Origin of the sequence: Protofrankia sp. Cas4 (genome assembly GCF_963555915.1) — a bacterium.
Classification (GTDB): domain Bacteria; phylum Actinomycetota; class Actinomycetes; order Frankiales; family Frankiaceae; genus Protofrankia.
In genome coordinates this window covers 1-11,302 of record NZ_CAUVXL010000266.1, presented here as the reverse complement: position 1 = coordinate 11,302, position 11,302 = coordinate 1, and the positions used below count along the sequence as shown (strand labels likewise).

The window sequence follows — 11,302 nt, the reverse complement described above, 5'->3', positions numbered from 1 at the left end:
GCACGCACCCCAGCCCCGCTCCTTCATCCACGCCCCTACTGCCGGGCGCTCTAAGCGCGTTACCCGCTGGGCTCAAACATCGCGATCTTAGAGCGCCCCTGTTGTCGGGTGATCTTAGGCTGTGGCCAGGTAGTCGGCGAAGGACGTACCGGTCAGGCGCTCGTACGCCTCGACGTAGCGGTCGCGGGTGGCCTCGACGACCGGGTCGGGCAGTTCGGGGCCGGGTGCGGAGCGGTCCCAGCCGGTGGAGATCAGATAGTCACGAATGAACTGTTTGTCGAAGGACGGCTGCGAGCGCCCTGGCTGCCAGCTGTCGACCGGCCAGAATCGGGATGAGTCCGGGGTCAGTATCTCGTCGGCCAGTCGCAGGACGCCGTCGGTGTCATGGCCGAACTCGAACTTGGTGTCGGCGAGGATGATGCCGCGCTCGGCGGCGAGATCGGTCGCGCGTCCGAAGATCGTCAACGTGAGTCTCTCCAGGTCGGCGGCCACCTGCGTGCCGACGCGGGTGGCCGCGTCCGCTCGGCTGATGTTCTCGTCGTGCTCGCCGACCGCGGCTTTCGTCGACGGTGTGTAGATCGGCAGCGGCAGCCTGCTGCCGTCGAGGAGCCCTGCCGGCAGGGTGTGGCCGCTGACCGAGCCGGTTCGCCGATAGTCCTTGAGAGCACTGCCGGTCAGGTATCCGCGGGCCACGCACTCGATCGGCACCATCGACAGCCGTCGGCACAGCATCGACCGGCCGCGTAGCTGCTCGGAATAGGGCGCGAGCTCATCGGGGTACTCGTCCACGTTCGCACTGAGCAGGTGGGACGGCACGATGTCGGCGAGTTGGTCGAACCACCACAGGGAGAGTCCGGTGAGGACTGCGCCCTTGTCCGGGATGTCGGTGGGCAGCACGACGTCGAAGGCGGAGATCCGGTCGCTGGCGACCAGCAGGACCGAATCGTCGCCGACGGCGAACAGCTCCCGTACCTTGCCGGATCCCAGATGGGTCAGCCCGGCGAACTCCTCATGCGTCAGCGGCATACCGAGACCGTATCGAGGCACGCCGACCGTATCGAGTCGCGCCGATGCCGATGCCGATGCCGATGCCGATGCCGGAGCCGATGCCTGCGCGGGTGTCCCCGACATGCGGAGTCCCTGTGTGTGACCGACAATGGTGACGGTAAGTGAACTAATTGTAGCGGTCCGGGTCTGGCGCGGGCTGGTCCGCCGGCATCGTCGGTGGCCCCGGGCATTCTAAGGGGGATCGTGACCGAGCGACAGTCATCGGTGACAGCCGTGGATAGCCGTGCCGGGCCGGACACGACACCCGCGCAGCCCGATGGGCCGCGGTGGCGTCGGGGCATCGTCCGCTGGCTGATCATGCGGACCGGTGACCCCGCGAACGCGATCTACGGGACCATTCTCGTCGCGGCCGTCGTCGCGGCGGAGGACCCGGAGCACACCGAGAGCTTTGAAATCGCCCTGACGGTCGCCGTGACCGTCATGGTGTTCTGGCTCGCGCACGGTTACTCGCGTGTCGTCAGTGACCGGCTCAGCACGGGCACGAAGCCGTCGCTGGGCGAGGTGCGCGCGGCATTGGCCGAACACTGGCCGATTGTGCAGGCAGCGGTGCCGCCGATGGTGGCGCTGGGCATCGCCGTCGCCGCGGGTGCTTCGGTGGTGGGCGCCCAGCAGGCGGCGCTGGGGACGTCGGTGGTGCTGCTCGCGATCTGGGGCACCGTTGCCGGCCGGGCCTGTCAGCTGACCGGCTGGCGGCTGGTCGTGTACGCCTGCAGCAGCGCTGCGCTCGGCCTCGTGATGATCGTCCTGGAGGTCATCATCCATTAGCCGGTGTCCGTCGTCACCTGCTGGCTGTCGTCCGCCGCGATCTTTCGAGCTTTGTTCGGCTGTGAGGCCGTTTTTGATCGTACAAACCTCGAAAGCTTGTGTCTCGAAAGTTTTGTGCCGGGTCCGGAGGCCGGCGGAGCCCGAGCTGGGGATTGCGACCCGCCGGTGGGGCACGATGGCCTCTATGGCGACCACGTCCGTGATTCCCGATGTTCTGGCGACCCGCTATGCCTCGGCCGAACTGACCAGCCTGTGGTCACCGGAGAACAAGGTCGTCCAGGAACGCCGGCTCTGGCTGGCGGTGCTGCGCGCTCAGCGGGACCTGGGCCTGGCCATCCCCGCGGGTGTGATCGACGACTATGAGCGGGTCCTCACCGACGTCGACCTCGACTCGATCGCGCAACGGGAGCGGATCCGGCGCCATGACGTGAAGGCCCGGATCGAGGAGTTCAACGCCCTTGCCGGCCATGAGCACGTGCACAAGGGCATGACGTCTCGGGATCTCACCGAGAACGTCGAGCAGCTCCAGGTGCGCAGCTCACTGGCACTGATCCAGAACCGGATGGTGGCGGCGCTGGCCCGGCTCGGGCAGCTTGCCGCCACGTACGACACCCTGGTGATGACCGGACGCAGCCACAATGTGCCGGCGCAGGCCACCACGCTCGGCAAGCGGTTCGCTTCCGCCGGTCAGGAGCTGCTCGTCGCGTTCGAGCGGGTCGAGGAGCTGCTCGCCCGCTACCCGCTGCGTGGGATGAAGGGTCCGGTCGGGACCGGCCAGGACATGCTCGACCTGCTGGACGCGGATCCGGCGAAACTGGCCGAGCTGGAACGGCGGATCGCGGAGTTCCTCGGCTTCGGACGAGTGCTGACCAGCGTCGGCCAGGTCTACCCACGGTCGCTGGACTTCGACGTCCTCACCGCGTTGGCGCAGGCTGCGGCGGCGCCGGCGAGCCTCGCGGTGACCATCCGACTGATGGCCGGCCATGAGCTGGCCACCGAGGGCTTCGCCGCGGGCCAGGTGGGCTCGTCGGCGATGCCGCACAAGATGAACACGCGTTCGTGTGAGCGGGTCGGTGGCCTGGCCGTGGTGCTGCGCGGATTCGCGACCATGACCGGCGAACTCGCCGGGAACCAGTGGAACGAGGGGGATGTGTCCTGTTCGGTTGTGCGCAGGGTGGCGCTTCCAGGCGCCTTCTTCGCCGCCGACGGACTCTACGAGACGTTCCTGACGATCCTGGACGACTTCGGGGCCTACCCGGCAGTGATCGCCCGCGAGCTGGACCGCAACCTGCCGTTCCTGGCCACGACCAAGGTCCTGATGGCGGCGGTGCGCCGCGGGGTCGGGCGGGAAACCGCCCACGAGGTCATCCGCGAGCATGCCGTCGCGGTCGCCCTGACGATGCGGGAGAAGGGCGCCGACCACAACGATCTGATGAAGCGGCTCGCCGGTGACGAGCGGCTGGGCCTGGACGCCGTCGCGTTGTCGTCCGTGCTGGCCGAGCCACTCGCGTTCACCGGCGCTGCCCGCGCGCAGGTCGCGGATTTCCACGCCAGGGTCGAGGCCATCGTGCGTCGCTACCCGGACGCCGCGGCATACGTCCCCGCCCCGATCCTGTGACGATTCCGTGACGATTCTGGGACGAGCCGTCAGGCTGGCGGGAGTATCTCGGCGAGGCCCGCGGCCGCGGCCTTCTCGAAGTCGTCCTTGAACACGGTGAGCAGGACGTGCAGGTCCGGGTCGTTCAGAGCGAGGATCTGGGTGGCCAGCACGGCCGCGTTCGTGGAGTTGTTCAGCCCGACCGTGGCCACGGGGACGCCGGGCGGCATCTGCGCGATGGCGAGCAGGGCGTCCATACCGTCCAGCGCCCCGCCCGAGATCGGGACGCCGATCACCGGCAGTGTCGTGAGCGCGGCGACCGCGCCGGGCAGGGCGGCGGCGAGCCCGGCGCCGGCGATGACAACCGCGATCCCGCGGGTCCGCAGCTCACCCACATACCGGGTGAGGGCATGGGGGGCACGGTGGGCGGACAGCGAGACCTGTTCGTAGGGGACGCCGAAACGTTCCAGCGTCGCGCCGGCCTTGCTCATCGTCTGTGCGTCGGACGGGGAGCCGAACACGATGGCCACCTTGGGCGGCACCATGGTTGAGCCGGTCTGGACGGTCGCGTTCATACCTGCGTGTTCACTCACTTTCTCGGTACGTCGGGAGGGCCTGTTCCGGAGAAGCCCGGTGGGCCAAAGGTCGTGCGATCATGGTTTTTCCGCACGACCGGAGGCCCGGAGAAGCCCGGTGGGCCAAAGGTCGTGTGATCATGGTTCTTGTCGCACGACCGAAGGCCCGTAGGGGCCCAGCCGCGACGGGTCCCCGATGTCGGTCCGGTAGTGCGCGCCAGCCAGGGAGATTCGGCTGACGGCCTCGTAGGCTGATCCTCTCGCGGCTTCCAGATGCGGGCCGATGGCGGTGACGCACAGCACGCGACCCCCGGACGACACGATCCTGCCATCGGCGTCCCGGCGGGTTCCGGCATGCAGGATGTCCACCCCGGTGAGGGCTCCGGCGGCGTCGAGGCCGATGATCGGATCGCCGAGCCGTGGCGCCTGCGGATAACCGGCTGCCGCGACGACGACCGTGACGGCGGCGCCGGACCGCCACACCGGCGTCCGGTAGCCGGACAGGACATCGGTCAGCGGGGTGGCCAGCAGAGCCAGGATCGCCTGTACCTCGGGGTCGCCGAACCGGACGTTGAACTCGACGACCCGCACACCGCGGGAGGTCAGTGCAAGGCCGGCGTACAGCAGGCCGCAGAAGGGGGTGCCGCGGCGTGCCATCTCGTCCACGGTGGGCTGGATCACAGTCCGCACGACCTGGGCGGACAACCCGCGCGGCGCCCACGGCAGTGGGGTGTACGCGCCCATCCCGCCGGTGTTCGGCCCGGTATCGCCGTCCCCGACCCGCTTGTGGTCCTGAGCGGGTAGCAGGGGGATGACGGTCCCGGCTTCGGTCACGATCGCGAACAGCGAGACCTCGGGCCCGTCCAGATACTCCTCGATCACGACTCGGTCCTCGGGGTTGCGCAGGCATGCGCGTACCGCCTCGACCGCGCTGCGCCGGTCGGTCGTGACGGTCACTCCCTTGCCGCCGGCGAGACCGTCGTACTTGACGACGTAGGGCGGACCGAACTCGTCGAGGTCGGCGAGGGCCGGTTCGATCTCGGTGTGATCACGCGACGCCGCGGTGGGGACGCCGGCGGCGTGCATCACGTTCTTGGCGAAGGCCTTGCTGCCCTCCAGCCGCGCGGCCGCGGCGGTCGGCCCGAAGCAGCGCAGGCCTCGGACCCGCAGTTCGTCGGCGGCGCCGGCAACCAGGGGTACCTCCGGCCCGATGATGGTCAGATCCGCCTGGACGGCCTCGGCCAGGTCGGCCACGGCGTCGGGGTCGGCGACATCGAGTGGACGCGGCTGCGCCAGCTGCGCGGTGCCGGCGTTACCGGGGGCGCACACCAGCGCGCCTACCGCCGGGTCGCGCGACAGGGCCCGGCACAACGCGTGCTCCCGGCCTCCCGAGCCGACGACGAGGACCTTCACCTCGCCACCCGCCACCGCCCGGTCGGCTGGGCGCGGGCCGTGACCGCGTCGTGGTCGGTGGGTGGAGGCACGCGGTACAGGGTAGCGCCCGTGCCGACCACCTCATCCGGGCTGCTACCGGCCCTACCGGGCCAAAGGCGATGCGATCGTGGTTCTGTCGCATCGCCGGAGGCCGACGTCCCCGGGGCCTTACAGGCTGATGCCGGCATTCCACAGCAGGTGCGCCATGGCGTAGACGAGCTGATGCGCACACCGTCGGGCGTCGACTTCCGCCATGGACCCGATAACGGTGTGGACGTCGACCGGCCAGACCCGGACGTCGCGGCCGAGGACGGCCTGCGGCCCGGGGTCCTCGCGGCTTTCGAAGGTCTGTCCGGAGGCGTCCACGAACAGGTGCAGGGAGCGGCCGGTGTACGGGAAACTCTGGTTGCGCCAGTAGAGCACCGGCCAGGCCCGTGGCGGGGTGCGCCGGCCACGTCGAGGCGTCGCGGCCTCGGCGGGTTGATCCAGGGGTTGATCCGGGGGTTGATCCGGGGGTTGATCCGGTTGCCGGTCTGCGACCACCCGGATCGTCAAGGTCGGGGTGAGGCCCTCGGCCGCGCAGATGGCGAGAAACTCGGCGATCTGTGCGACCGCATAGGTGGCGATGGCGTCCGCGCGCTCCTTGCGCTGTTCTTCGACCTCGTTGGCGCTGCGGACCGCGTGGCTGCCTCGCCTGAGCACCTCGGGCAGGGTGGCGGGAAGCAGGTCACCGATGGGTGAGAAGCCGACGGGCCAGGCATGTACACCGACGACCTGACTCGTGACCTGTGACTGGCGAATGATGTTGGTACGCAACGCCGGTGTCCAGTGAACCGTGAGGGGACCGACCCGGCTGTCGGGTCTGCGATCAGCTGGTGGAGTCGCGACGGGCGGGGTGTCCTCCGGTGGGCCGCCGCCGGGATGCGCCACCGCCGGCAGGGGGGCGTCAGGCAGGTTCAGTGTGGTCAGACCTCTCCCTGGCTGGTCTCCGACCGGCGTCGGCGGCACGACCGGCTGTGCTGATGTGGGTCGGTCGGACGGATGTGGCGGCGGGGCCGACGGCGACGCGATGATCTTCTCTTCATGCCGCCGGTGGCTGGCGGAAACGCTCTCCGATGCCAGGTCGTCCGCCGTGCCGGTGCTCTGGCCGGAGCCTTCGGCACGCACGGACCGGGCGGTGACAGCGGCCACCGTGACACCCCCGTCCCGATTGACTAATCCTGTTACCGGAACAGCCTCCACAGTAACTCTTGGTAATGCAAGTAGGATCTTTATTTAGACGATCAATCGTGTCGCGACGGTGGACCGACGGCCACTCGTCGCGATCATCCAGGGTCCGTCAGGGGTTTCCAGGCCCGCCGGGCACGGGAAATGATCGTGATCGTCATAGTGGTCGACGGGGGCGCTCGGCAGCGTCCGCACGTATCGGGTAGTTATGATCTTTAGCCCGTCGACCTGGATCGATATCACGCAGTGCCGCCCGTGCGCCCGCTCCGACCGGTGGGCCAGGTAATCTCGCCCGGTGCCTGCGCTCGTGCTGATCGGTGCCCAGTGGGGCGATGAAGGCAAGGGAAAGGCGACCGACCTGCTTGGCGGGGCGGTCGACTTCGTGGTTCGTTACCAGGGCGGTAACAATGCCGGACATACGGTTGTCATCGGTGAGGAAAGTTACGCTCTGCATCTGATCCCAAGTGGCGTGCTACGTGCCGACTGCGTGCCCGTGATCGGCAACGGCGTGGTGATCGATCCGGGGGTTCTTCTCGGCGAGATGGATGGGCTGATCGCCCGTGGCATCGACGTGTCCCGTTTGTTGATCAGCGCGAATGCTCATCTGATCATGCCCCATCATCGCGCGCTCGATAAGGTGACGGAGCGTTACCTTGGCAAGGCTCGGATCGGGACGACCGGCCGCGGGATAGGTCCGACCTATGGTGACAAGATTGCCCGGACGGGGATCCGCGTTCAGGACCTCCTCGACCCCGGGATCTTCCGGGCCAAGCTGGAGCTGGCGCTGCGGGACAAGAACCAGATCCTGACCAAGATCTATAATCGACGGGCCCTTGACACGGACGCGATCGTCGAGGAGTACGCCGGATACGCGCGCCTGCTCGGACCGCACATCGCCGATACCGGGCTTGTCCTGGACCAGGCGTTACGGGCCGGCAAGGTCGTCCTGCTGGAGGGTTCGCAGGGCACCCTGCTCGATGTCGACCATGGGACCTATCCGTTCGTCACCTCGTCGAACCCGACGGCGGGCGGGGCCGCGACCGGCTCGGGTATCGGCCCGACCCGGATCACGCGGGTGATCGGTATCTGCAAGGCGTATACGACCCGCGTCGGCTCCGGCCCGTTTCCGACCGAACTCACCGACAAGGTCGGCGACGAGCTGCGTGCCGTCGGTGGCGAGTTCGGTGTGACCACCGGTCGAGCCCGGCGCACGGGCTGGTTCGATGCGGTCATCGCCCGCTACGCCGTGCGCGTGAACGGGTTGACTGATGTTTTTCTTACCAAACTGGATGTATTGTCCGGATTTGATCGCGTTCCGATATGTGTCGGATATGACGTGCACGGTGTCCGCCACGACGACATGCCCATGACCCAGACCGAGTTCCATCACGCCAGGCCGATCTATGAGGAACTGCCGGGCTGGGGTGACGACATCTCGGGCGCCACGTCGTTCGATCAGCTCCCGCAGGCTGCTCGTGACTACGTGAAGGCTGTCGAGGAGTTGGCCGGGGCGCCGGTGTCGGCCGTCGGCGTCGGCCCCGGCCGGGATCAGACGATTACCATTCGTGATCTTCTCTGAGATCATCGTGATTGGGGTACCCGGTGATGCGGCGGCCGAGGGGCGGCGCCCGTATGATGGTCGACATCCTGGGCCGCCTTCCCGCCAACTGGCTGTGGACATGGCATGCTCAGGTTCGACCCACCGCCGATCCGCAAGGTTCGGCCAGCTACCCAGGGTGATTTTGCCGGTGTGCAGGATGGCTTGAGTGCCAGGTACTGGTGCCGGTGTTGGAATGTTGTGTAATGCCTTTCGTCCGCATCGTGGAGGTACGCAATGAAGCGTTTCGCGCTGATCGCCCTGCTGGCCGCTATTGCCGGTGGCGGTTTCCTCATTCGCCGGCGGGGCAAGCAGGACGTCTGAGCCGCCGGTGGGCTGACGGGTATGCGATCATGATGGGTCCCGCACGCCCGGTGGCCTGACCGACGCCGGGTGATCGCGCTCCACGGTCGGCACCGCGGTCGCGCTGTCGACCAACTGATCGGCGGTCAGTTGGTCGATGGCTGATGTCGCCTGTCTCGGTGCGTCTCGGTGTGCCTGGCTCACCGCCGGCTCGGCTCTGGCCCGTGACTGTCTCGGCGCGGTGCACGATCAGAATACAGTCGGCATTCAGCATTATTTTCCAGCTGTTTCGCTTTGTGCACCAATGCACATGAAATGCACATACTGCTACCGCGGTATCGCGTCCCTATTGTCAGGTGAGTCTGGCTATACTCTGCTCCGTGCATCGGTATGACATGGACAGCGAGATTCTGGCCCAGGCTGTTGTCGACTATGCGCGGGAGCGCCTGCGTCTGCATCCGGTCCCGCTGGACGGGTCGCGGTCCCACGCGGATCTGGCCGCCACCGCGGGAGCGACGATTACCCCCGACGGTATGGGCGGCGTCGAGGTGCTCGGTCTTTTCGACAAAGTCCTCTCCAGAGCCTGCATTTCAGTCGATCATCCGCGTAATCTCTCGTTCATCCCGGCGGCTCCCACCAAGGCGGCAATACTGTTCGATCTCGTTGTCGGGGCGTCGTCGGTATATGCGGGCAGCTGGCTGGAGGGCGCCGGTGCGGTCTACGCGGAGAACCAGGCGTTGCGCTGGTTGTCCGATCTGGCCGGTTTCCCGTCCCGGGCGGGTGGTGTCTTCGTCCAGGGGGGGACGGTCGGCAACCTTTCCGCCCTGGTCGCAGCCAGGCACGCGGCGCAGCAGGCCAGGCGGCAGGCGGCGGGTTGCGGGGCCGAACCCACCACCTGGCGGGTCGTCTGCGGTTCCGAAGCGCACTCCTCGGTTGAGACCGCCGCCCGCATCATGGGCGTCGACGTTCTGGTCGTGGCGACGGACCAGGACGGACGGCTCACCGGTCCTGCGCTGGGCGCCGCGTTGGACGCCGCCGGCGTCGCCGTTGCCGACACGGTCTTCGCCGTCGTGGCAACAGCCGGTACCACGCAGTTCGGCATTGTCGATGATATTCGCGGCATTGTCGACGTGGCCCGTGAACGCGGTATCTGGGTACACGTCGACGGCGCCTACGGACTGGCCGCCCTGGCTGCGGAATCAGTCCGTCACCTTTTTGCCGGTGTGGCGGATGCCGACTCCTTCATCGTTGATCCGCACAAATGGTTGTTCGCGCCGTTCGACGCCTGCGCGCTGATCTATCGGGAACCGGCGCTGGCCCGCGCGGCACATGCGCAGAAAGCGGGTTACCTCGAGGTGCTGGAGTCCACGGACGCCTGGAATCCAGCGGACTACGCGATCGGCCTGTCCCGGCGCGCGCGTGGTCTGCCCTTCTGGTTCTCCCTCGCCGTGCACGGGACCCGTGCCTACAGCGCCGCCGTGGAGAAGTCCCTGGCCACCGCCCGGGCCGCGGCCGACCAAATCCGGGCGCTGCCCTACGTCGAGCTTGTGCGCGAACCGCAGCTTTCCGTGGTTGTCCTGCGGCGCCTGAACTGGGCGCCGCAGATGTACTACGAGTGGACGGAGAAGCTGCTGCAGTCGGGTTTCGCGTTCGTCACCCCGACCGTCCACGAGGGGGAGACGGTGACCCGGTTCGCGATCGTCAACCCGTGCACCGAACCCGCGGACATCGCCGCGATCCTGGCGACCATGGCCTGAGCCGGCCTGAGTCGGGGGTCCGTTCCCCCGGCAGGCGCACAGTACGCTGTCAGGTAGGACTCAGGCCTGCCGCCAGGTTCGCAGGAGGTACGTCATGACCGCGGAGATGGTCGCCCCTGCGTGGATGCACGAGCAGATCACGGCGGAGCAGTACGACTCCTGGTCGCAGGAGCAGTGCGCGGGCATCGAGATCGTGGACGGGATGGTCGTCGTGAGCCCCAGCGCGTCCAAGCGGCACAACCGGCTGGCCCGGATCGTCGCGAACGCACTGGACGCGGCCGCCGGGGTGGACTGGAACGCCGACACGGACTTCGACGTCCGGCTGCAGGACGTGCCGCTCACCAATCGCCGTCCGGATGTCGTGGTGTATCGCGCGGACACGATCGACGTCACGCCCACCCGTCCCGAACACGTGCTGTTGGTCGTGGAGATCGTCTCGCCGGGTTCGGAGACCACCGACAGGATCGTGAAGGTGGACCAGTACGCCAAGGCCGGCATCGCCTTCTACTGGCGGATCGAGCAGGCCGCTACCGGTGTTCCGCTGGTCTACACCTATGTCCTCGACCCGGCGAGGCGGGTCTACCGGGACGGAGAGGTATTCACCGGCGTGGTCACGGTCTCGGCGCCCTTCGCAGCAGAGATCGACCTCCATCAGATCTGATACCCGTCCATCGCGAGCGTCCTGGCAGCGCTGAGACGAGAACCGAGGCGGAAGGCGACAATCAAACGCCGGGCTGGGTGATCGGCCCGGCGTTTTGTCTGGCTGTGGGCTGTGGGCTGTGGGCGGTGGAGGTGGGATTTGAACCCACGGAGGGGTTGCCCCCTCACACGCTTTCGAGGCGTGCGCCCTCGGCCACTAGGCGACTCCACCGTTCGCTAGCTTACTGGACGCAGCGGCCATCGTGGCGGGTACCCGTCGACGGGTACGGACCCGTCGGAGCTGCGCACCCCGGCCCCGCGACGCCGGGTCCCTATTGCC

At 67.8% G+C, this 11,302-nt stretch carries 9 protein-coding genes and 1 tRNA gene; 5 read left to right on the top strand and 5 right to left on the bottom strand.

From position 1 onward, the window contains the following. Window positions 1-114 precede the first annotated feature (114 nt). Window positions 115-1,026 carry a phosphoribosylaminoimidazolesuccinocarboxamide synthase gene (locus U9979_RS24130; RefSeq protein WP_322755454.1) on the bottom strand — a complete coding sequence of 304 codons (912 nt, stop codon included), beginning with the start codon at window positions 1,024-1,026 and terminating at the stop codon, window positions 115-117. Window positions 1,027-1,281: 255 nt separating this feature from the next. Between U9979_RS24130 and U9979_RS24125 the strand changes: the two genes are divergently transcribed. Then, complete coding sequence (locus U9979_RS24125) at window positions 1,282-1,833, top strand: hypothetical protein (RefSeq protein WP_322781084.1); 552 nt, start codon at window positions 1,282-1,284, stop codon at window positions 1,831-1,833. Between the two features lie 184 nt (window positions 1,834-2,017). Next, window positions 2,018-3,451: an adenylosuccinate lyase gene (purB, locus tag U9979_RS24120; RefSeq protein WP_322781083.1), complete on the top strand. Its 1,434-nt coding sequence runs from the start codon at window positions 2,018-2,020 to the stop codon at window positions 3,449-3,451. A gap of 29 nt (window positions 3,452-3,480) precedes the next feature. Here purB and purE read toward each other — a convergent pair whose 3' ends face one another. The 3 genes from purE to U9979_RS24105 all read right to left on the bottom strand — a co-directional run bounded on the left by purE (window position 3,481) and on the right by U9979_RS24105 (window position 6,630). Further along, on the bottom strand, window positions 3,481-4,005 hold the full coding sequence (purE, locus tag U9979_RS24115) for a 5-(carboxyamino)imidazole ribonucleotide mutase (protein WP_322751803.1): 525 nt from the start codon (window positions 4,003-4,005) through the stop codon (window positions 3,481-3,483). 138 nt (window positions 4,006-4,143) lie between these two features. Next, on the bottom strand, window positions 4,144-5,418 hold the full coding sequence (purD, locus tag U9979_RS24110) for a phosphoribosylamine--glycine ligase (protein WP_322781082.1): 1,275 nt from the start codon (window positions 5,416-5,418) through the stop codon (window positions 4,144-4,146). A 189-nt stretch (window positions 5,419-5,607) separates the two neighbouring features. Next, window positions 5,608-6,630, bottom strand: coding sequence for a hypothetical protein (locus U9979_RS24105; protein ID WP_322781081.1), 1,023 nt, complete (start codon window positions 6,628-6,630; stop codon window positions 5,608-5,610). 331 nt (window positions 6,631-6,961) lie between these two features. Here U9979_RS24105 and U9979_RS24100 point away from each other — a divergent pair, with 331 nt between their 5' ends. The 3 genes from U9979_RS24100 to U9979_RS24090 all read left to right on the top strand — a co-directional run bounded on the left by U9979_RS24100 (window position 6,962) and on the right by U9979_RS24090 (window position 10,984). Then, complete coding sequence (locus tag U9979_RS24100) at window positions 6,962-8,245, top strand: adenylosuccinate synthase (protein WP_322751358.1); 1,284 nt, start codon at window positions 6,962-6,964, stop codon at window positions 8,243-8,245. Between the two features lie 716 nt (window positions 8,246-8,961). Continuing rightward, window positions 8,962-10,323, top strand: coding sequence for a pyridoxal phosphate-dependent decarboxylase family protein (locus U9979_RS24095; RefSeq protein ID WP_322751359.1), 1,362 nt, complete (start codon window positions 8,962-8,964; stop codon window positions 10,321-10,323). A gap of 94 nt (window positions 10,324-10,417) precedes the next feature. Then, window positions 10,418-10,984, top strand: a complete 567-nt coding sequence (locus U9979_RS24090; RefSeq protein ID WP_416210306.1) for a Uma2 family endonuclease — start codon at window positions 10,418-10,420, stop codon at window positions 10,982-10,984. A 123-nt stretch (window positions 10,985-11,107) separates the two neighbouring features. Here the strand turns inward: U9979_RS24090 and U9979_RS24085 are convergent. Next, window positions 11,108-11,194: transfer RNA gene (locus U9979_RS24085), tRNA-Ser, on the bottom strand. Window positions 11,195-11,302: the final 108 nt, after the last annotated feature.